The sequence below is a fragment of the Salmonella sp. 2018103 genome, assembly GCF_026247685.1.
In the GTDB taxonomy this organism is placed as follows: domain Bacteria; phylum Pseudomonadota; class Gammaproteobacteria; order Enterobacterales; family Enterobacteriaceae; genus Salmonella; species Salmonella enterica.
Window position 1 is genome coordinate 3,534,553 of sequence record NZ_CP111029.1, and the last position, 20,327, is coordinate 3,554,879.

The 20,327-nt window shown below is 51.4% G+C and carries 17 protein-coding genes, 3 tRNA genes and 3 rRNA genes; 9 read left to right on the forward strand and 14 right to left on the reverse strand.

The annotated features are described in order from the left end of the window. Positions 1 to 23: 23 nt before the first annotated feature. Positions 24 to 755, reverse strand: a complete 732-nt coding sequence (gene dnaQ / locus OLG56_RS17205) for a DNA polymerase III subunit epsilon (protein WP_001562201.1) — start codon at positions 753 to 755, stop codon at positions 24 to 26. Between the two features lie 63 nt (positions 756 to 818). Between dnaQ and rnhA the strand changes: the two genes are divergently transcribed. Continuing rightward, positions 819 to 1,286 (forward strand): ribonuclease HI, encoded by a 468-nt coding sequence (rnhA, locus tag OLG56_RS17210; protein ID WP_000917872.1) that lies wholly within the window; start codon positions 819 to 821, stop codon positions 1,284 to 1,286. Here the strand turns inward: rnhA and OLG56_RS17215 are convergent. Further along, the gene (locus OLG56_RS17215; RefSeq protein ID WP_000801238.1) at positions 1,283 to 2,005 is read right to left on the reverse strand and encodes a class I SAM-dependent methyltransferase; all 723 of its coding nucleotides are present in this window, start codon (positions 2,003 to 2,005) and stop codon (positions 1,283 to 1,285) included. The two genes, rnhA and OLG56_RS17215, sit on opposite strands and share 4 nt — an antisense overlap. 34 nt (positions 2,006 to 2,039) lie before the next feature. Here OLG56_RS17215 and gloB point away from each other — a divergent pair, with 34 nt between their 5' ends. Continuing rightward, the gene (gene gloB, locus OLG56_RS17220; protein WP_001052773.1) at positions 2,040 to 2,795 is read left to right on the forward strand and encodes a hydroxyacylglutathione hydrolase; all 756 of its coding nucleotides are present in this window, start codon (positions 2,040 to 2,042) and stop codon (positions 2,793 to 2,795) included. 71 nt (positions 2,796 to 2,866) lie between these two features. Continuing rightward, complete coding sequence (mltD, locus tag OLG56_RS17225) at positions 2,867 to 4,234, forward strand: murein transglycosylase D (RefSeq protein WP_079822018.1); 1,368 nt, start codon at positions 2,867 to 2,869, stop codon at positions 4,232 to 4,234. A gap of 55 nt (positions 4,235 to 4,289) precedes the next feature. Here the strand turns inward: mltD and OLG56_RS17230 are convergent, their stop codons facing one another. From OLG56_RS17230 to OLG56_RS17240, 3 genes are all read right to left on the reverse strand, one after another. Continuing rightward, positions 4,290 to 5,060, reverse strand: a complete 771-nt coding sequence (locus OLG56_RS17230; protein ID WP_000207221.1) for a class I SAM-dependent methyltransferase — start codon at positions 5,058 to 5,060, stop codon at positions 4,290 to 4,292. A gap of 77 nt (positions 5,061 to 5,137) precedes the next feature. Continuing rightward, positions 5,138 to 5,938, reverse strand: coding sequence for an endonuclease/exonuclease/phosphatase family protein (locus OLG56_RS17235; protein ID WP_001230970.1), 801 nt, complete (start codon positions 5,936 to 5,938; stop codon positions 5,138 to 5,140). Between the two features lie 131 nt (positions 5,939 to 6,069). Then, the gene (locus OLG56_RS17240) at positions 6,070 to 7,245 is read right to left on the reverse strand and encodes an MFS transporter (protein WP_001127552.1); all 1,176 of its coding nucleotides are present in this window, start codon (positions 7,243 to 7,245) and stop codon (positions 6,070 to 6,072) included. A 104-nt stretch (positions 7,246 to 7,349) separates the two neighbouring features. On the opposite strand from OLG56_RS17240, the gene yafC reads away from it, so the two are divergent. Further along, positions 7,350 to 8,321, forward strand: coding sequence for a DNA-binding transcriptional regulator YafC (yafC, locus tag OLG56_RS17245; RefSeq protein ID WP_000648532.1), 972 nt, complete (start codon positions 7,350 to 7,352; stop codon positions 8,319 to 8,321). On the opposite strand, the gene dkgB is transcribed toward yafC, so the two are convergent. From dkgB to gmhB, 9 genes are all read right to left on the reverse strand, one after another. Continuing rightward, positions 8,287 to 9,090: a 2,5-didehydrogluconate reductase DkgB gene (gene dkgB / locus OLG56_RS17250; RefSeq protein ID WP_000154887.1), complete on the reverse strand. Its 804-nt coding sequence runs from the start codon at positions 9,088 to 9,090 to the stop codon at positions 8,287 to 8,289. The genes yafC and dkgB overlap by 35 nt on opposite strands. A 237-nt stretch (positions 9,091 to 9,327) precedes the next feature. Next, positions 9,328 to 9,786 carry an IS200/IS605-like element IS200F family transposase gene (tnpA, locus tag OLG56_RS17255; protein WP_000502119.1) on the reverse strand — a complete coding sequence of 153 codons (459 nt, stop codon included), beginning with the start codon at positions 9,784 to 9,786 and terminating at the stop codon, positions 9,328 to 9,330. Between the two features lie 180 nt (positions 9,787 to 9,966). Beyond that, positions 9,967 to 10,043: transfer RNA gene (locus OLG56_RS17260), tRNA-Asp, on the reverse strand. 53 nt (positions 10,044 to 10,096) lie between these two features. Then, a 5S ribosomal RNA gene (gene rrf, locus OLG56_RS17265) occupies positions 10,097 to 10,212 on the reverse strand. 195 nt (positions 10,213 to 10,407) lie between these two features. Then, positions 10,408 to 13,313: ribosomal RNA gene (locus tag OLG56_RS17270) — 23S ribosomal RNA — on the reverse strand. 182 nt (positions 13,314 to 13,495) lie between these two features. Beyond that, a tRNA-Ala gene (locus tag OLG56_RS17275) sits at positions 13,496 to 13,571 on the reverse strand. A gap of 109 nt (positions 13,572 to 13,680) precedes the next feature. Continuing rightward, positions 13,681 to 13,757: transfer RNA gene (locus tag OLG56_RS17280), tRNA-Ile, on the reverse strand. 69 nt (positions 13,758 to 13,826) lie between these two features. After that, positions 13,827 to 15,373: ribosomal RNA gene (locus tag OLG56_RS17285) — 16S ribosomal RNA — on the reverse strand. Together the 16S, 23S and 5S rRNA genes with 3 tRNA genes alongside form the textbook arrangement of a ribosomal RNA operon. A gap of 368 nt (positions 15,374 to 15,741) precedes the next feature. Next, on the reverse strand, positions 15,742 to 16,308 hold the full coding sequence (gene gmhB, locus OLG56_RS17290; RefSeq protein WP_001140156.1) for a D-glycero-beta-D-manno-heptose 1,7-bisphosphate 7-phosphatase: 567 nt from the start codon (positions 16,306 to 16,308) through the stop codon (positions 15,742 to 15,744). 189 nt (positions 16,309 to 16,497) lie between these two features. Here gmhB and metN point away from each other — a divergent pair, with 189 nt between their 5' ends. The 5 genes from metN (at position 16,498) to tsaA (ending at position 20,256) form a co-directional block, all read left to right on the forward strand. After that, the gene (metN, locus tag OLG56_RS17295; protein ID WP_000594021.1) at positions 16,498 to 17,529 is read left to right on the forward strand and encodes a methionine ABC transporter ATP-binding protein MetN; all 1,032 of its coding nucleotides are present in this window, start codon (positions 16,498 to 16,500) and stop codon (positions 17,527 to 17,529) included. Further along, complete coding sequence (locus tag OLG56_RS17300; RefSeq protein ID WP_001287486.1) at positions 17,522 to 18,175, forward strand: methionine ABC transporter permease MetI; 654 nt, start codon at positions 17,522 to 17,524, stop codon at positions 18,173 to 18,175. The genes metN and OLG56_RS17300 overlap by 8 nt, the downstream gene beginning before the upstream one ends. Before the next feature lie 38 nt (positions 18,176 to 18,213). After that, positions 18,214 to 19,029: a methionine ABC transporter substrate-binding lipoprotein MetQ gene (metQ, locus tag OLG56_RS17305; protein WP_000874215.1), complete on the forward strand. Its 816-nt coding sequence runs from the start codon at positions 18,214 to 18,216 to the stop codon at positions 19,027 to 19,029. A gap of 118 nt (positions 19,030 to 19,147) precedes the next feature. Continuing rightward, entirely contained in the window at positions 19,148 to 19,552 is a 405-nt protein-coding gene (gene rcsF, locus OLG56_RS17310; protein ID WP_001202315.1) for an envelope stress sensor lipoprotein RcsF, read from the forward strand. Continuing rightward, positions 19,549 to 20,256, forward strand: a complete 708-nt coding sequence (tsaA, locus tag OLG56_RS17315; protein ID WP_000093989.1) for a tRNA (N6-threonylcarbamoyladenosine(37)-N6)-methyltransferase TrmO — start codon at positions 19,549 to 19,551, stop codon at positions 20,254 to 20,256. The genes rcsF and tsaA overlap by 4 nt, the downstream gene beginning before the upstream one ends. The last annotated feature ends 71 nt before the right edge of the window (positions 20,257 to 20,327 follow it).

The following is a 20,327-nucleotide window of genomic DNA, read 5'->3' on the forward strand; positions in this document are numbered from 1 at the left end:
TTTATAGCCTAAAAAGGAATAAATTACGCCCGCCAAAGGCAACTTCCGCCCTTTTTCTGCACCAGATCAAGCCGCGATTCATGCGCAGCCAGCTCTTCATCAGAGGCAAAAACGACCCGTAACCGGCTGGCCTGGCGAACGATTCGCTGAATGGTCTCTTCACCTTGCTGCCGTTGCGTCTCTCCTTCCATCGCAAACGTCATGGACGTTTGCCCGCCCGTCATCGCCAGATACACTTCAGCAAGGATCTGGGCATCGAGCAATGCGCCGTGCAAAGTACGTTTGCTATTATCTATCTCATAACGCGAACACAGCGCATCAAGGCTGTTACGCTTGCCGGGGAACATTTTCCGCGCCAACGCCAGGCTGTCGGTAACTTTGCAGAAAGTATTGGTTTTAGGAATATCGCGTTTAAGCAGACCAAACTCATAATCCATAAAGCCGATATCGAACGATGCGTTATGGATCACCAGCTCCGCGCCGCGGATATAATCGAGAAACTCATCGACCACATCAGCAAAAACCGGCTTATCCAGCAGAAACTCATCGGCGATGCCGTGTACGCCAAACGCTTCCGGATCCACCAGCCGATCCGGCTTCAGGTAAACGTGGAAGTTATTACCGGTCAGACGACGGTTTATCACCTCAACCGCACCGATCTCAATAATCTTGTGACCTTCATAGTGCGCGCCTATCTGGTTCATACCGGTGGTTTCGGTATCGAGGACAATCTGTCGTGTAATTGCAGTGCTCATATCGGTCATTTATGTCAGACTTGCGTTTTGTTATCGATTTCAATTACAGGAAGTCTACCAGAGATGCTTAAACAGGTAGAAATTTTCACCGATGGCTCTTGCCTGGGGAATCCAGGGCCTGGTGGTTATGGCGCTATCTTACGCTATCGCGGTCATGAAAAAACGTTTAGTGAAGGTTACACGCTGACCACCAATAACCGTATGGAACTGATGGCGGCGATCGTCGCGCTTGAAGCGTTAAAAGAACATTGCGAAGTGACATTGAGCACCGACAGCCAATATGTGCGGCAAGGAATTACCCAATGGATTCATAACTGGAAGAAACGCGGCTGGAAAACAGCGGAAAAGAAACCCGTAAAAAATGTCGATCTCTGGAAACGTCTCGATGCTGCGTTAGGTCAGCATCAGATCAAATGGGTATGGGTCAAAGGCCATGCAGGCCATCCCGAAAACGAGCGTTGTGATGAACTGGCGCGCGCCGCGGCAATGAATCCCACGCAGGAAGATAGTGGCTACCAGGCGGAAGCTTAGCCATCCGGTTTGCGATATTGCCGGGTGGCGCCAACGGTCTGGCGGATAGGGGTTTTACTTTTATTATGTCGCAGCGGATTAAGCGTAAGCGGGATGGTCCGCTTACGGGCCACAATAAGCTGTAAACAGCCCAGCGCCGGGATATGCGTATTTAAAAGCCGCCCTCCCTGCTTTTTCCAGGGTAAGACATGAAAACGGCTATAATGTAGCACTTCGAAATTGAGTAAAGACAGCCAGTCCAGTTGCCGCATAAGGGTAAACATCCGACTATTATAGGGCGGTGTTTTACGTAAAACGGGTACCAGTTTACGTAACCCCATCAAACTCAGCGGGTTAAATCCACTGATGACCAGCCAACCGTCATCAATCAATACGCGGTCGGCTTCCCGTAATAAACGGTGCGGGTCGGTACACCACGGCAAAGTATGCGCCAGCAGACAAACATCGACGGATTTATCCGCAAAAGGAAGATGTAGCGGATCGGCCAGAACCTGCATCGGCGACCCCTGCGATGAAACATTCACCTGATGGGAGACCGCGCACGCTTCGGAATTGATTTCTGCGCTTAAATTACCGATTTTAAGCAAATGGAAACCATACATTTTTGCAAACCACGGATTGAGCTGCTGTTCCAGCGCCTCACGGTAGTAATTGCCCCAGGGCAACTCACCCCAACATCCGGGCGCAACGACAGTTTGAGAGAGCCTTGCCGGTTTCATCGCAACCTTCCGCTAATTATTTGAGAGGTAATATATGAATCTTAACAGTATTCCCGCGTTTCAGGACAATTACATCTGGGTGCTGACCAATGATGAAGGCCGCTGTGTGATTGTTGATCCCGGCGAAGCGGCACCCGTCTTAAAGGCCATTGCTGAACATAAGTGGATGCCGGAGGCGATTTTTCTGACGCATCACCATCACGACCATGTTGGCGGAGTCAAGGAGCTGTTGCAACACTTCCCGCAAATGACGGTTTATGGACCGGCGGAAACACAAGACAAGGGAGCAACCCATCTTGTTGGCGATGGCGATACTATTCGCGTTTTAGGCGAGAAATTTACTCTTTTTGCCACGCCGGGCCACACGTTAGGACACGTCTGTTACTTTAGCCATCCTTACTTATTCTGCGGCGACACGCTGTTCTCTGGCGGCTGTGGTCGACTGTTTGAAGGCACGCCATCACAGATGTATCAGTCACTTATGAAAATTAATTCTCTGCCTGACGACACGCTCATTTGCTGCGCTCACGAATACACTTTAGCTAACATTAAGTTCGCATTGAGCATACTTCCGCACGATTCGTTCATAAATGAATATTATCGTAAAGTTAAAGAGTTACGTGTAAAAAAACAAATGACATTACCCGTTATTCTTAAAAATGAGCGTAAGATTAATCTTTTTTTAAGAACTGAAGATATTGATTTAATTAACGAAATAAACAAAGAAACAATATTGCAACAACCAGAAGCGCGTTTTGCATGGTTAAGGTCAAAGAAAGACACGTTCTGATAATTCTTACTTGTCATTCGCTAACTTCGCCGTTATGATCGGTCGTCTTTTAAGCAACTATTGACACACACATGAAGGCAAAAGCGATATTACTCGCCTCTGTCCTGCTTGTGGGGTGCCAGACGTCTCAGAACACTGGCAACGTCCAACAGCACGCACAGAGCCTTTCTGCAGCTGGTCAAGGGGAAGCAGGAAAGTTTACGAGTCAGGCACGATGGATGGACGACGGAACGTCTATCGCGCCAGATCAGGACTTGTGGGCTTTCATTGGCGACGAGCTAAAGATGGGAATTCCGGAAAACAGCCGGATTCGCGAACAGAAACAGAAGTATTTACGCAATAAGAGCTATCTCCACGATGTAACTTTACGGGCAGAGCCGTATATGTACTGGATAGCGGGGCAGGTTAAGAAACGTAACATGCCTATGGAGCTGGTACTACTACCCATAGTGGAGAGCGCTTTTGATCCTCACGCAACGTCTGGCGCCAATGCCGCAGGCATCTGGCAGATCATACCGAGCACAGGGCGCAATTATGGTTTAAAGCAGACCCGTAATTATGACGCGCGTCGCGATGTTGTAGCCTCTACGACCGCCGCGTTAGACATGATGCAGCGTCTGAACAAAATGTTTGACGGCGACTGGCTGTTAACCGTTGCAGCGTATAACAGCGGCGAAGGCCGTGTTATGCGGGCAATTAAAGCAAACAAAGCGCGTGGAAAACCAACGGATTTCTGGTCGCTTTCTTTGCCCAGGGAAACAAAACTCTACGTACCTAAGATGCTGGCATTGAGTGAAATTCTCAAAAACAGCAAACGCTACGGCGTACGTCTGCCAACAACAGATGAAAGCCGAGCGCTGGCTCGAGTTCGTTTAAACAGTCCAGTTGAAATGGCCCAGGTTGCGGATATGGCGGGCATGTCTATCAGCAAGCTGAAGACGTTTAATGCCGGTGTAAAAGGGTCTACCTTAGGCGTAAGCGGTCCGCAATATGTTATGGTGCCCAAAAAGCATGCCGAGCAGTTGCGTGAGTCGCTGGCTTCCGGTGAGATTGACGCCGTTCAGTCCCAACTGATCGCCGACAATACGCCGTTGAATAGCCGTAGCTATAAGGTGCGCTCTGGCGATACGCTTTCCGGTATTGCTTCGCGGCTTGGCGTAAGCACGAAGGACTTGCAGCAGTGGAACAACCTGCGTGGTTCGCGCCTGAAAATCGGGCAAAGCCTGACCGTAGGTGCTGGCAGCAGCGCGCAACGACTGGCAAACAATAGCGATAGCATTACCTATCGTGTCCGTAAAGGCGATTCGCTTTCCAGTATCGCCAGACGTCACGGGGTGAATATCAGAGATGTAATGCGCTGGAACCATGATACGGATAATCTACAACCGGGCGATCAGCTTACGTTGTTTGTGAAGGACAATAGCACGCCAGACTCCTGATATTGTCCGACGAAAAAGCCAAAAGGCGCCGCTTCCCCCGGCGCCTTTTAAATTGCTATACCGCTTTATGCGCTTCCAGCATGATAGTATCGCTGCTAAACGAGCCGTCATCCTGCAACTCAAAATAACGCTTCACCTCTACCGGGGCACTCGCCTGATATAATCGAATCGCTTCAACCAACGGCGCTGGCGTACGCATCCGCGTTACCCATGAGCGAAACTCCAGCGATAAACGATCGGTTATCACGGTATTCGTTACCAGCATCGCGTTATTGACCATCGCCAGCCATTCGCCACTGGAATAGTTACGGACATGCGACGTGTCGCGTAACGCCTCCACCGTTTGCAGCCAGATATCGCGTACAGGATGTCCAGGCGACATGACATCCATGATAATCAGCACGCCGCCGGGTTTTAATACACGATAAACCTCACGCAATGCCTGACCAACGTCGTGCCAGTGATGCGCGGAATAGCGGCTAATCACCACCTCAAACGATGCATCTTCAAAGGGCAGTTTTTCGGCATAGCCTTGCCGGAGAGTAATATTACTTAAATGTCTTTCTTCCGCCGCTCCAGCGACAACCTCAAGCATGCTGGCGGATAAATCGTATGCCACGACCGAGTTGGCATGTTGCGCAGCGACAAAACTCGCGTGTCCAGCCCCACATCCCATATCCAGTACGTTCGCGTGGGAAAAATCAGACAACCTTTGCGCCAGCCGCGCTAAGTCACGACCCGCTGCGTGAACGGCGCTATGTAAATAGGCGTTCGCCTGTGAACCAAACTGCTTTTCAACATTGTCATGGTGGGAATGCGTTGTCATGGTAGTGCCCTTCTGTTATGAGAAAAATAGAGGGCAGCACCCGCAGAGGCCTGCCCCACGGCAGACCTGACGCACCTTTATTGCTCAGGTTTGCCGGGACTGAATTCAACGAGTAGCGGATTGTGATCGGAAGCGCGCGTCACCAGTACGGAGGCTTCATTCACGTTTAACCCACGATAAAAAACAAAATCCAGCGGTCGTCCAAACGCACGACGGCGCTGATCGTCAGTGAAACGCACCTGGCGCAGCGACATCTCACGTGCAAAGCGGTACAACGCATTCATACGTGGACGGCTCCAGGCATTAAAATCACCCGCCATAATGACAGGGCCGCTATGGTGCGCAATCTGGTCGCCGATCGGAAGTAACTGCTTACTGTATACGTCCACGCCCAGACTAAAATTTACCGCATGAACATTTACTACCATTAATAAACGGGTATCCGGCAAGGGATATACCGTCACCAGGGCTGATTTCGCCAAACGTAAAATCGGTTCTCTTTCCCGTAAAGGGCAGCAGTAAACAGGATGGGCGGCAGAAAGCGTCATGACGCCAGACGGATGCTGAGGTAATACAAAAGCGGGAACCTGATCGGCGGCAAGATAGTTAGCGGTGGCAAACTGTACCAGTTCAGGCGTCGTCTGCGCCTCCTGCAACAGGACCAGATGCGCATCTTTGCCGTAGTTCTTCAGCACCGATAACCATTCGGCTCGCTGCTGCTTGAATATATTCCACACGAGGATACGGATCCGCTCTTCACTGCTTAGCGGTTCCCCGGCGGGCAATGCCTGGCCGATGCTCGCAAACGACCCGGGCGGCAAAATCCGCTCGGCGGGCTGTCCGGCAACATAGCGCATCGCATAGGTGTTTTTTCGCACTTTTGACTTTCAAACCTCTGTAACGTCAACCAGTCCTCAACCGGACTGGTTCTTCTGTTATAGGGATTTTAGCACTCACTTTCAACGAACAATTGCAGTTTGTTTTGTAAGTAGGCGCTTACATCAATAATTTACTCCAGAGCAATGCGTACAGGTTTATCAAGACGTCCGCTGACACCCATCAGCAGGAAAGCCACCAGAACAATGAGGGCGCCAATCCACGGCGTCTGCGCCAAACCGTAATGCGCCACCGTTTGTCCGCCAATCACGGAGCCCAGCGCAATACCAATGTTAAACGCCGCAATGTTCAGACCTGACGCCACATCTACCGCATTGGGCGTAAATTGTTCCGCTTTCTGTACCACATAGACCTGTAACCCCGGTACGTTACCGAAGGCAAAGATCCCCATCACCAGAATAGTGACCAGTGCGGCGTACTGAGTAGACGCGGTCACCTGGAAGACCATCAGCAGAACAAACAGCGCGGCGAAAATGAATTTCAGCGCCGGCACGGCACCATGCTTATCCGCCAGTTTACCGCCCCAGATATTGCCGATAGCCACAGATACGCCATACCCCAGTAGGATCCAGCTTACCGCTGCCGGGGAGAATCCCGCCAGATCCTGCATCATCGGCGCCAGAAAGGTGAATGCCGTGAATACCCCGCCGTAGCCCAGCGCCGTAACAGCGTAAATCAGCAACAGACGAGGATGAGTCAGTACTTTCACCTGGTCACGAATGCTGGCGGCCGCCCGACCGGGGATATTGGCCGGGATCAGCAATTGACTACTCATCAGCGCAATCACGCCTAACAGTGATACCGCAAGGAAGGTCTCACGCCAGCCAAAATGCTGACCGATAAATGTGCCCAGCGGAACGCCCGTGACCAACGCGACCGTTAAACCACCAAACATAATAGCGATCGCAGAAGCCGCTTTCTCTTTTGGCACCAGACTTGTCGCGATGGTAGAGCCAATCGAGAAGAACACGCCGTGCGCCAGGCCCGTCAGCAAACGGGCAGCGATTAATGTCATATAGCCCGGCGCCTGCCATGCCAGCAAATTCCCCACCGTAAACAAGACCATCAGCGCAACCAGTAACTGCTTACGCGGCAGGCGTCCGGTCAGAGCGGTCAGCACCGGCGCGCCAATAGCCACCCCCAGCGCATAGATTGAAACCAGCATTCCGGCGGAAGGTAACGAGACAGCCAGTTGTTGTGCAATGGTCGGCACCAGGCCGACAATCACAAACTCAGTCGTACCGATAGCGAAGGCACTTATTGTCAGTGCAAATAAAGCGAGAGGCATACATAACTCCATAACAACAGTAATCAGATGACACGCAGTATGCCTGGATGTTTTAATGACAAAAATAGCCAAAATATCAATTTAATTTTGCTGCAGGAGCAAAAATGAAAGCCACCTCCGAAGAACTCGCAATTTTTGTCGCTGTCGTGGAAAGCGGCAGCTTCAGCCGGGCGGCAGAGCAGCTTGGACAGGCCAATTCCGCTGTCAGCCGGGCAGTTAAAAAGCTGGAGATGAAGCTCGGCGTCAGTCTGCTTAATCGTACGACACGACAGCTGAGCCTGACTGAAGAAGGAGAGCGATATTTCAGGCGCGTGCAGCAGATACTGCAAGAAATGGCCGCCGCAGAAACGGAAATCATGGAGTCGCGTAATACCCCGCGCGGCTTACTGCGTATCGATGCGGCAACGCCGGTAATGCTGCATTTCCTGATGCCGCTGATTAAACCTTTTCGTGAACGATATCCGGAAATAACGTTGTCTCTTGTCTCCTCAGAAACGTTCATCAATCTTATTGAACGAAAAGTGGATGTTGCGATACGCGCAGGCACGTTGACAGATTCAAGTCTGCGCGCACGCCCGTTATTTACCAGTTATCGTAAGATTATCGCTTCACCGGATTATATTGCCCGTTTTGGCAAGCCAGAGACCGTTGAAGAGTTAAAACGGCATCTGTGCCTGGGGTTCTCAGAACCTGTTTCGCTCAATACCTGGCCGATTGCCTGTAGAGATGGGCAGCTCCATGAAGTCGAATGTGGGATTTCTTCCAACAGCGGGGAAACGTTAAAACAGCTTTGCCTGAACGGTAACGGCATTGCATGTCTTTCAGATTATATGATTGATAAAGAGATCGCGCGGGGAGAATTGGTGGAACTGCTGGCCGATAAACGTCTGCCGGTAGAAATGCCTTTCAGCGCCGTTTACTACAGCGATCGCGCCGTCAGCACACGCATTCGGGCATTTATCGACTTTTTGAGCGAATATATAAGAACAGCCCCCGTAGGAGCTGTGAAAGAGGGGGTAAAGGGTACAAAGGGTCAGGCAATTAATCCCACTCAGGGGCCAGACCTTCCGGACTAACCAGGCGGTCGTTGCAATCCAGTGCCGCGATCGCATTTTTATCTTCGGCATCCAGATGCAGTTCCAGTGCCAGCAGGTTGCTTGCCAGGTTTTCACGCCTGGTGGATGAAGGGATCACGGAGTAACCTTCACCCATTGCCCATGCCAGAATAACCTGCGCCGGCGTCGCATTATGTTTAGCCGCAATGCGCGCAATCACTTCATCTTTCAGCGCTTTGCCGTATGCCAGCGTCATATAAGAGGTGATGTGGATACCGTGCGCTTTCGCCCAGTCAACCACCTTACGATTCTGCAGATACGGAGATAGCTCAATCTGGTTGGTGGCGATATTGTCTACGCCCACCGCGGCAATAGCCTTTTCCATCAACGGAATGGTGAAGTTTGAAATGCCAATTTCGCGAGTCAGCCCTTGTTTTTTAGCTTCAAGCAATGCCTGCATAAATTCTTCGACAGACACGGCATCACCCGGAGATGGCCAGTGGATCAGCGTCAGATCGACATAATCGGTACGCAGTTTTTTCAGGCTCTCTTTCAGGCTTGGGATCAGCTTGTCTTTGCTAAGGTTTTCAATCCAGATCTTAGTGGTGATGTACAGCTCATTACGCGGTACGCCGCTCTCAGCAATCGCCTGTCCAACAGCAACTTCATTATCATAGATTTGCGCAGTGTCGACAGCACGGTAGCCCAGTTCAAGCGCCGTTTTCACAGAAGCGATAACCACGTCGTCTTTCAGGCGAAAAGTACCTAAACCGAATGCAGGGATAGTCATAGAATTCCTCTTTTTAATCACTATGTTCGTTAACTGAGGGGATTATGACCTTCAGCGCTTTGTAGAAAAAGAGCGAGAAATGCAGAGGATTTTTGCGAATTGAGCAATAATTAAATGACAGGCAAAGAAATAAATATCCTCCGGCATAGCCGGAGGTTTTTCAGATGCGCCTGTAAGGCTCTCTTACCAGCCGCGCCCTAACAGGCGCATACGATCTGACATTTGCATCAAACTTCGTTACTTACGGCCCGTAAACGGGCTGCCCGGATAAGGGATCGATAATTGCTCACCCATTTTATCCTCTTCAAGCTGGTGCTTTATGTAGTCCTGTATCTTCGCCGTGTTCTTACCCACCGTATCGACATAGTACCCTCTGCACCAGAACTCCCTGTTCCTGTATTTGAATTTTAGATCCCCAAACTGCTCGTAAAGCATCAGACTACTTTTACCCTTCAGATATCCCATGAAGCTCGACACACTCATCTTCGGCGGGATCTCCAGAAGCATGTGAATATGATCTGCACAACATTCCGCTTCCAGAATTCGTACGTTTTTCCATTCACACAATTTTCTTAATATGCTGCCTACTGCCCTACGCTTCTCTCCATAGAACGCTTGTCTTCGGTATTTGGGCGCGAAAACTATGTGATATTTACAGTTCCATCGGGTGTGCGCTAAGCTCTTTTCGTCCCCCATTGGGACCCCCTTTTGATTTCTTGTTGAACTTTTGCAGTTGCCAGACCGCAAGATGTTTTAACAAATCAAAAGGGGTTTTAATAACTGGCTTAAAGCTGAAAGCTTTCCGGAACCCCCAGCCTAGCTGGGGGTTTTCCATAGACAAAAAGCCCTGAGCTAATGCTCAGGGCTCTTAATAAGTGGCGGAACGGACGGGACTCGAACCCGCGACCCCCTGCGTGACAGGCAGGTATTCTAACCAACTGAACTACCGCTCCACCGAATTCTTTTACAACCACCGGTTTATGACCGGCTTACTGCTTAATTTGATGCCTGGCAGTTCCCTACTCTCGCATGGGGAGACCCCACACTACCATCGGCGCTACGGCGTTTCACTTCTGAGTTCGGCATGGGGTCAGGTGGGACCACCGCGCTAGTGCCGCCAGGCAAATTCTTTGTGCTCTGTCCTGTGTCTTTTACGCTGATACGGCGTTGGCTGCTCTTGCGAACGTCAGTCACATACTTCTGTATGCTCCTTCCGTCGCCGCGTTTGCCGCCTTGTCTCAGCGCAAAATCCTTCGGACTCTGAATCTGAGCTGAAAATTGTTGTCTTCTCAACCGCCAAAACATCTTCGGCGTTGTAAGGTTAAGCCTCACGGTTCATTAGTACCGGTTAGCTCAACGCATCGCTGCGCTTACACACCCGGCCTATCAACGTCGTCGTCTTCAACGTTCCTTCAGGAGACTTAAAGTCTCAGGGAGAACTCATCTCGGGGCAAGTTTCGTGCTTAGATGCTTTCAGCACTTATCTCTTCCGCATTTAGCTACCGGGCAGTGCCATTGGCATGACAACCCGAACACCAGTGATGCGTCCACTCCGGTCCTCTCGTACTAGGAGCAGCCCCCCTCAGTTCTCCAGCGCCCACGGCAGATAGGGACCGAACTGTCTCACGACGTTCTAAACCCAGCTCGCGTACCACTTTAAATGGCGAACAGCCATACCCTTGGGACCTACTTCAGCCCCAGGATGTGATGAGCCGACATCGAGGTGCCAAACACCGCCGTCGATATGAACTCTTGGGCGGTATCAGCCTGTTATCCCCGGAGTACCTTTTATCCGTTGAGCGATGGCCCTTCCATTCAGAACCACCGGATCACTATGACCTGCTTTCGCACCTGCTCGCGCCGTCACGCTCGCAGTCAAGCTGGCTTATGCCATTGCACTAACCTCCTGATGTCCGACCAGGATTAGCCAACCTTCGTGCTCCTCCGTTACTCTTTAGGAGGAGACCGCCCCAGTCAAACTACCCACCAGACACTGTCCGCAACCCGGATCACGGGTCCACGTTAGAACATCAAACATTAAAGGGTGGTATTTCAAGGTCGGCTCCATGCAGACTGGCGTCCACACTTCAAAGCCTCCCACCTATCCTACACATCAAGGCTCAATGTTCAGTGTCAAGCTATAGTAAAGGTTCACGGGGTCTTTCCGTCTTGCCGCGGGTACACTGCATCTTCACAGCGAGTTCAATTTCACTGAGTCTCGGGTGGAGACAGCCTGGCCATCATTACGCCATTCGTGCAGGTCGGAACTTACCCGACAAGGAATTTCGCTACCTTAGGACCGTTATAGTTACGGCCGCCGTTTACCGGGGCTTCGATCAGGAGCTTCGCTTGCGCTGACCCCATCAATTAACCTTCCGGCACCGGGCAGGCGTCACACCGTATACGTCCACTTTCGTGTTTGCACAGTGCTGTGTTTTTAATAAACAGTTGCAGCCAGCTGGTATCTTCGACTGACTTCAGCTCCATGAGTAAATCACTTCACCTACGTGTCAGCGTGCCTTCTCCCGAAGTTACGGCACCATTTTGCCTAGTTCCTTCACCCGAGTTCTCTCAAGCGCCTTGGTATTCTCTACCTGACCACCTGTGTCGGTTTGGGGTACGATTTGATGTTACCTGATGCTTAGAGGCTTTTCCTGGAAGCAGGGCATTTGTTGCTTCAGCACCGTAGTGCCTCGTCATCACGCCTCAGTGTTAAAGTGAACCGGATTTACCTGGAACACACACCTACACGCTTAAACCGGGACAACCGTCGCCCGGCCAACATAGCCTTCTCCGTCCCCCCTTCGCAGTAACACCAAGTACGGGAATATTAACCCGTTTCCCATCGACTACGCCTTTCGGCCTCGCCTTAGGGGTCGACTCACCCTGCCCCGATTAACGTTGGACAGGAACCCTTGGTCTTCCGGCGAGCGGGCTTTTCACCCGCTTTATCGTTACTTATGTCAGCATTCGCACTTCTGATACCTCCAGCAACCCTCACAGGCCACCTTCACAGGCTTACAGAACGCTCCCCTACCCAACAACACCTGAGTGTCGCTGCCGCAGCTTCGGTGCATGGTTTAGCCCCGTTACATCTTCCGCGCAGGCCGACTCGACCAGTGAGCTATTACGCTTTCTTTAAATGATGGCTGCTTCTAAGCCAACATCCTGGCTGTCTGGGCCTTCCCACATCGTTTCCCACTTAACCATGACTTTGGGACCTTAGCTGGCGGTCTGGGTTGTTTCCCTCTTCACGACGGACGTTAGCACCCGCCGTGTGTCTCCCGTGATAACATTCTCCGGTATTCGCAGTTTGCATCGGGTTGGTAAGCCGGGATGGCCCCCTAGCCGAAACAGTGCTCTACCCCCGGAGATGAATTCACGAGGCGCTACCTAAATAGCTTTCGGGGAGAACCAGCTATCTCCCGGTTTGATTGGCCTTTCACCCCCAGCCACAGGTCATCCGCTAATTTTTCAACATTAGTCGGTTCGGTCCTCCAGTTAGTGTTACCCAACCTTCAACCTGCCCATGGCTAGATCACCGGGTTTCGGGTCTATACCCTGCAACTTAACGCCCAATTAAGACTCGGTTTCCCTCCGGCTCCCCTATACGGTTAACCTTGCTACAGAATATAAGTCGCTGACCCATTATACAAAAGGTACGCAGTCACACCCCAAAGGGTGCTCCCACTGCTTGTACGTACACGGTTTCAGGTTCTTTTTCACTCCCCTCGCCGGGGTTCTTTTCGCCTTTCCCTCACGGTACTGGTTCACTATCGGTCAGTCAGGAGTATTTAGCCTTGGAGGATGGTCCCCCCATATTCAGACAGGATACCACGTGTCCCGCCCTACTCATCGAGCTCACAGCACATGCGCTTTTGTGTACGGGGCTGTCACCCTGTATCGCGCGCCTTTCCAGACGCTTCCACTAACACACATGCTGATTCAGGCTCTGGGCTCCTCCCCGTTCGCTCGCCGCTACTGGGGGAATCTCGGTTGATTTCTTTTCCTCGGGGTACTTAGATGTTTCAGTTCCCCCGGTTCGCCTCATTAACCTATGGATTCAGTTAATGATAGTGTGACGAGTCACACTGGGTTTCCCCATTCGGGTATCGCCGGTTATAACGGTTCATATCACCTTACCGGCGCTTATCGCAGATTAGCACGCCCTTCATCGCCTCTGACTGCCAGGGCATCCACCGTGTACGCTTAGTCGCTTAACCTCACAACCCGAAGATGTTTCTTACGATTCATCATCGTGTTGCGAAAATTTGAGAGACTCACGAACAACTTTCGTTGTTCTGTGTTTCAATTTTCAGCTTGATCCAGATTTTTAAAGAGCAAAACTTCGCAGTGAACCCTTTCAGGTACACTCTGAAGTATTTTTTCGTAAACACTCACGAGATGGTGGAGCTATGCGGGATCGAACCGCAGACCTCCTGCGTGCAAAGCAGGCGCTCTCCCAGCTGAGCTATAGCCCCATCGTGTAGTCAGAACCTCTTACCTTTGATTCGTTTCCGGGCGCGGCGTGGTGAAGCGAAGCATACTGAAGTATGCGAACTTTGCCACAACAAAGCACGGGAGCGAATCTGGTAGGCCTGAGTGGACTTGAACCACCGACCTCACCCTTATCAGGGGTGCGCTCTAACCACCTGAGCTACAAGCCTGTAGAGGTTTTACTGCTCGTTTTTCATCAGACAATCTGTGTGAGCACTGCAAAGTACGCTTCTTTAAGGTAAGGAGGTGATCCAACCGCAGGTTCCCCTACGGTTACCTTGTTACGACTTCACCCCAGTCATGAATCACAAAGTGGTAAGCGCCCTCCCGAAGGTTAAGCTACCTACTTCTTTTGCAACCCACTCCCATGGTGTGACGGGCGGTGTGTACAAGGCCCGGGAACGTATTCACCGTGGCATTCTGATCCACGATTACTAGCGATTCCGACTTCATGGAGTCGAGTTGCAGACTCCAATCCGGACTACGACGCACTTTATGAGGTCCGCTTGCTCTCGCGAGGTCGCTTCTCTTTGTATGCGCCATTGTAGCACGTGTGTAGCCCTGGTCGTAAGGGCCATGATGACTTGACGTCATCCCCACCTTCCTCCAGTTTATCACTGGCAGTCTCCTTTGAGTTCCCGACCGAATCGCTGGCAACAAAGGATAAGGGTTGCGCTCGTTGCGGGACTTAACCCAACATTTCACAACACGAGCTGACGACAGCCATGCAGCACCTGTCTCACGGTTCCCGAAGGCACAAATCCATCTCTGAATTCTTCCGTGGATGTCAAGACCAGGTAAGGTTCTTCGCGTTGCATCGAATTAAACCACATGCTCCACCGCTTGTGCGGGCCCCCGTCAATTCATTTGAGTTTTAACCTTGCGGCCGTACTCCCCAGGCGGTCTACTTAACGCGTTAGCTCCGGAAGCCACGCCTCAAGGGCACAACCTCCAAGTAGACATCGTTTACGGCGTGGACTACCAGGGTATCTAATCCTGTTTGCTCCCCACGCTTTCGCACCTGAGCGTCAGTCTTTGTCCAGGGGGCCGCCTTCGCCACCGGTATTCCTCCAGATCTCTACGCATTTCACCGCTACACCTGGAATTCTACCCCCCTCTACAAGACTCAAGCCTGCCAGTTTCGAATGCAGTTCCCAGGTTGAGCCCGGGGATTTCACATCCGACTTGACAGACCGCCTGCGTGCGCTTTACGCCCAGTAATTCCGATTAACGCTTGCACCCTCCGTATTACCGCGGCTGCTGGCACGGAGTTAGCCGGTGCTTCTTCTGCGGGTAACGTCAATTGCTGCGGTTATTAACCACAACACCTTCCTCCCCGCTGAAAGTACTTTACAACCCGAAGGCCTTCTTCATACACGCGGCATGGCTGCATCAGGCTTGCGCCCATTGTGCAATATTCCCCACTGCTGCCTCCCGTAGGAGTCTGGACCGTGTCTCAGTTCCAGTGTGGCTGGTCATCCTCTCAGACCAGACCAGCTAGGGATCGTCGCCTTGGTGAGCCGTTACCTCACCAACAAGCTAATCCCATCTGGGCACATCTGATGGCAAGAGGCCCGAAGGTCCCCCTCTTTGGTCTTGCGACGTTATGCGGTATTAGCCACCGTTTCCAGTAGTTATCCCCCTCCATCAGGCAGTTTCCCAGACATTACTCACCCGTCCGCCACTCGTCAGCGAAGCAGCAAGCTGCTTCCTGTTACCGTTCGACTTGCATGTGTTAGGCCTGCCGCCAGCGTTCAATCTGAGCCATGATCAAACTCTTCAATTTAAAAGTTTGATGCTCAATGAATTAAACTTCGTAATGAATTACGTGTTCACTCTTGAGACTTGGTATTCATTTTTCGTCCGAGGACGTCAAGAATCCGTATCTTCGAGTGCCCACACAGATTGTCTGATAAATTGTTAAAGAGCAGTGCAACGCGGCTTTCGCTCACCGTCGCGAGGTGGCGTATATTACGCTTTCCTCTTTCAGAGTCAACCCTGAATTTCAGGATTTTTCTCTTCAACCGACCGGCTGTTTGTGTGAAGTGATTCACATCCGCCGTGTCGATGGAGGCGCATTATAGGGAGTCGGTTCAGGAAGACAAGCGGAAAAATGCATTTTTGTTTTAACCGCTCACCTTTTATCCATAACGCTTATTTTTGCTGCTTTTTTATCGCCGATGGCAGATCGGCAAGGCTGTTTAACACCCAGTCCGCCGCGTTTTCTGCTTCTGCCGTGATCGGTTTGCCCGTACGCACCAGCACTTTTGTCCCGACATTTGCCGCCGCAGCCGCCTGCATATCTTCCAGCTTGTCTCCCACCATATAAGAGGCCGCCATATCGATATGCAGGAAATCACGCGCTGAGATAAGCATTCCTGGATGCGGCTTGCGGCAATCACATACCTGACGGAACTCTTCTATGCTGCCCTGCGGATGGTGAGGACAATAATAGATGCCGTCCAAATCAACATCGCGATCCGCCAACGACCAGTCCATCCATTCGGTTAACGTTTCAAACTGCGCCTCGGTGAATTTGCCGCGCGCGATTCCGGACTGGTTCGTCACCACCACCAGCGCATAGCCCATTTTTTTTAGCTCGCGCATCGCGTCAATAACACCGTCTATAAACTCAAATGCATCGATTTCATGTACGTAGCCGTGATCCACATTAATGGTGCCGTCACGGTCGAGAAAAATTGCGGGTACAGACTTTGCCACCTTTTATAGCTCCTGAGTAAAGCAAGTGGCGCTAGTATCGCATGTTTCAGCAGGCAAGAAAGTGCTCATCGTATAAAGCCTGATTGATTTAGACGTCTGGATGCCTTAACATCCATTCTGTTGACGGCGTTGACCGTATTAGACAGACGAAAATGCCACGGCTAACTTAATTACGATAATAAATAACCAATGATTAAACTTTCGAATATTACCAAAGTGTTCCAGCAGGGGACGCGCACCATTCAGGCGCTAAATAATGTCAGCCTGCACGTCCCTGCCGGGCAGATTTATGGCGTCATTGGCGCCTCCGGCGCCGGTAAAAGTACGCTTATCCGCTGCGTTAACTTACTTGAACGCCCAACCGAAGGCAGCGTTCAGGTCGGCGGTCAGGAGCTGACAACGCTTTCAGAGTCTGAGTTGACCAAAGCTCGCCGTCAAATCGGCATGATTTTCCAACATTTTAACCTGCTCTCTTCCCGTACCGTGTTTGGCAACGTCGCGTTGCCGCTGGAACTGGATAACACACCAAAGGAAGAGATCAAACGCCGTGTCACAGAGCTGCTGGATTTAGTCGGTCTTGGCGACAAGCACGACAGCTATCCGGCAAATCTTTCCGGCGGTCAGAAACAGCGTGTCGCGATTGCCCGCGCGTTAGCCAGTAATCCAAAAGTATTGCTGTGCGATGAAGCCACCAGCGCGCTTGATCCTGCGACGACCCGTTCGATTCTGGAATTGCTGAAAGATATCAACCGTCGTCTGGGGTTGACGATTCTGCTTATCACTCATGAAATGGATGTCGTGAAACGTATCTGCGACTGCGTTGCCGTTATCAGTAATGGCGAGCTTATTGAGCAGGATACGGTCAGCGAAGTCTTCTCGCATCCTAAAACGCCGCTGGCGCAGAAGTTTATTCAGTCCACTCTGCATCTGGACATTCCGGAAGATTACCAGGCGCGTTTGAAAGCGTCGCCGGAAACTGACAGCGTGCCGATGCTGCGCATGGAATTCACCGGGCAGTCTGTGGATGCCCCGCTGCTTTCTGAAACCGCGCGTCGTTTCAACGTGAACAATAATATTATCAGCGCGCAGATGGATTACGCGGGCGGTGTGAAGTTCGGCATTATGCTAACGGAAATGCACGGCACACAAGAAGAGACGCAAGCCGCAATTGCCTGGCTGCAGGATCACCATGTGAAAGTAGAGGTACTGGGTTATGTCTGAGGCAATGATGTGGTTACTGGTTCGTGGCGTTTGGGAAACGTTGGCGATGACCTTTGTCTCCGGTTTCTTCGGTTTCGTGATTGGCCTGCCGGTTGGCGTATTGCTGTATGTTACGCGCCCGGGGCAGATTATGGAGAACGCCAGGCTGTATCGCTCCCTCTCTGCGGTGGTCAATATTTTCCGCTCGATTCCCTTTATCATCCTGCTGGTGTGGATGATTCCTTTTACCCGAATAATTGTCGGCACCTCCATTGGTTTGCAGGCCGCGATTGTACCGCTGACCGTCGGCGCCGCGCCTTTTATCGCCCGTATGGTGGAAAATGCGTTGTTAGAGATCCCTGCCGGGCTGATTGAAGCTTCGCGAGCGATGGGCGCCACGCCGCTGCAAATTGTACGTAAAATCCTTTTACCGGAAGCGCTGCCTGGTCTGGTGAATGCGGCAACCATTACACTGATCACCCTGGTCGGTTACTCCGCAATGGGCGGCGCCGTCGGCGCAGGCGGCCTCGGTCAAATCGGCTATCAGTACGGTTATATTGGATACAATGCTACCGTGATGAATACGGTGCTGGTATTACTTGTCGTTCTGGTTTATTTAATTCAGTTATCCGGCGATCGCATCGTCAGGGCTGTCACGCATAAGTAACGTTAAACACAACACAAATACTCATTAAGGAAATAAGCATGGCGTTCAAATTCAAAACCTTTGCGGCAGTGGGTGCTCTGATTGGTTCTCTGGCACTTGCGGGTTGCGGTCAGGATGAAAAAGATCCGAACCATATTAAAGTCGGCGTAATCGTTGGCGCAGAGCAGCAAGTTGCCGAAGTCGCGCAGAAAGTCGCGAAAGAAAAATACGGCCTGGACGTGGAATTGGTGACCTTTAATGATTATGTTCTGCCTAATGAAGCGCTGAGCAAAGGCGATATCGATGCCAATGCCTTCCAGCACAAACCGTATCTGGATCAGCAAATCAAAGATCGCGGCTACAAACTGGTTTCTGTAGGTAAGACTTTTGTCTATCCCATTGCAGGATATTCCAAAAAAATCAAATCACTGGATGAGCTCAAGGACGGTTCCCAGGTCGCTGTGCCTAACGACCCGACCAACCTTGGTCGTTCCCTGCTGCTGCTGCAAAAAGTAGGGCTGATTAAACTGAAAGACGGCGTCGGTCTGCTTCCTACCTCGCTGGATATCGTGGAAAACCCGAAAAATCTGAAAATTGTTGAGCTGGAAGCGCCGCAGTTGCCGCGTTCGCTGGATGACGCGCAGATCGCGTTAGCGGTCATTAATACGACTTACGCCAGCCAGATTGGCCTGACGCCAGCGAAAGACGGTATCTTCGTTGAAGATAAAGATTCTCCGTACGTTAACCTGATCGTGACGCGTGAAGATAACAAAGACGCCGAGAATGTGAAAAAATTCGTTCAGGCTTACCAGTCTGATGAAGTGTACGAAGCCGCAAATAAAGTTTTTAATGGCGGCGCGGTGAAAGGCTGGTAAGTTTTAGGCTGATTCCACAATCTGTAATATTATTCAGGACGGGCTATTGCCCGTCTTGTCATTTATGCAAGCTCCTGATTCAATATCTGGCAATTAGAACATTCATTGAGGAAATATTATGCGTGCTTTACCGATCTGTTTATTGGCACTCATGCTGGGCGGTTGTTCCATGCTAAGCAGATCCCCTGTTGAACCCGTTCAAAGCACCGCAACCCCGCCAAAAGCGGAGCCGGAGAAACCTAAAGCGCCGCGTGCCGCTCCCGTCAGGATTTACACCAATGCTGAAGACTTAGTCGGCAAACCTTTCCGCGATCTTGGCGAAGTTAGCGGCGAATCCTGCCAGGCGACAAATCAAGACTCTCCGCCTAACATTCCAACTGCGCGCAAGCGTATGCAGATTAATGCATCTAAAATGAAAGCCAACGCCGTCCTGCTGCACAGCTGTGAAATTACCAGCGGCACGCCAGGCTGCTACCGTCAGGCGGTTTGTATCGGGTCCGCCCTGAATATTTCGGCGAAATGAGCAGCTTTCAGTTTGAACAAATCGGCGTTATTCGCTCCCCCTATAAAGAAAAATTCGCCGTTCCGCGCCAGCCTGGTCTGGTCAAAAGCGCCTGCGGCGAACTGCATCTGATAGCGCCTTACAACCAGGCCGATGCCGTTCGCGGCCTGGAGGCGTTCAGCCATTTGTGGGTGCTTTTCGTTTTTCATCAGACGATGGACGGCGGCTGGCGGCCAACAGTTCGTCCGCCCCGTCTTGGCGGTAACGCCAGAATGGGCGTTTTTGCCACGCGCTCCACGTTCCGCCCCAATCCGATTGGCATGTCGCTCGTTGCGCTAAAAGGTATCGAGTGCCGGAAAGAGAGCGTAATTCTGAAATTAGGCAGTCTGGATCTGGTGGATGGCACGCCGGTGGTGGATATCAAACCGTATTTACCGTTTGCCGAGGCCTTACCGGACGCCGCCGCCAGCTATGCGCAACAGGCGCCGATAGCTGAAATGCCCGTGAGTTTTACCGCTGAGGTGGCTCAACAGCTTACGACGCTGGAAAGGCGTTATCCGCAGCTACGGACATTTATTTGCGATGTGCTGGCGCAAGATCCTCGCCCGGCTTATCGTAAGGGTGAAGAGACGGGCAAAACCTATGCCGTCTGGCTGCATGATTTTAACGTGCGCTGGCGTGTGGTTAGCACTGGATTTGAAGTGTTTGCGCTGGAACCACGGTAATTTCACGCCCTTCTCTTTTGACATCTCTTGCACGCTGGTAAACTAAATCACTTTTTTTGTATCAGGCTCAC

Bases quoted from the DNA above. Each gene is read 5' to 3' on its own strand.
- metQ (WP_000874215.1), top strand. From the start codon at position 18,214: ATGGCGTTCAAATTCAAAACCTTTGCGGCAGTGGGTGCTCTGATTGGT.
- metN (WP_000594021.1), top strand. From the start codon at position 16,498: ATGATTAAACTTTCGAATATTACCAAAGTGTTCCAGCAGGGGACGCGC.
- tsaA (WP_000093989.1), top strand. From the start codon at position 19,549: ATGAGCAGCTTTCAGTTTGAACAAATCGGCGTTATTCGCTCCCCCTAT.
- gloB (WP_001052773.1), top strand. From the start codon at position 2,040: ATGAATCTTAACAGTATTCCCGCGTTTCAGGACAATTACATCTGGGTG.
- rcsF (WP_001202315.1), top strand. From the start codon at position 19,148: ATGCGTGCTTTACCGATCTGTTTATTGGCACTCATGCTGGGCGGTTGT.
- OLG56_RS17230 (WP_000207221.1), bottom strand. From the start codon at position 5,060: ATGACAACGCATTCCCACCATGACAATGTTGAAAAGCAGTTTGGTTCA.
- dnaQ (WP_001562201.1), bottom strand. From the start codon at position 755: ATGAGCACTGCAATTACACGACAGATTGTCCTCGATACCGAAACCACC.
- OLG56_RS17240 (WP_001127552.1), bottom strand. From the start codon at position 7,245: ATGCCTCTCGCTTTATTTGCACTGACAATAAGTGCCTTCGCTATCGGT.
- dkgB (WP_000154887.1), bottom strand. From the start codon at position 9,090: ATGACTATCCCTGCATTCGGTTTAGGTACTTTTCGCCTGAAAGACGAC.
- tnpA (WP_000502119.1), bottom strand. From the start codon at position 9,786: ATGGGGGACGAAAAGAGCTTAGCGCACACCCGATGGAACTGTAAATAT.
- mltD (WP_079822018.1), top strand. From the start codon at position 2,867: ATGAAGGCAAAAGCGATATTACTCGCCTCTGTCCTGCTTGTGGGGTGC.
- OLG56_RS17300 (WP_001287486.1), top strand. From the start codon at position 17,522: ATGTCTGAGGCAATGATGTGGTTACTGGTTCGTGGCGTTTGGGAAACG.
- yafC (WP_000648532.1), top strand. From the start codon at position 7,350: ATGAAAGCCACCTCCGAAGAACTCGCAATTTTTGTCGCTGTCGTGGAA.
- rnhA (WP_000917872.1), top strand. From the start codon at position 819: ATGCTTAAACAGGTAGAAATTTTCACCGATGGCTCTTGCCTGGGGAAT.
- OLG56_RS17215 (WP_000801238.1), bottom strand. From the start codon at position 2,005: ATGAAACCGGCAAGGCTCTCTCAAACTGTCGTTGCGCCCGGATGTTGG.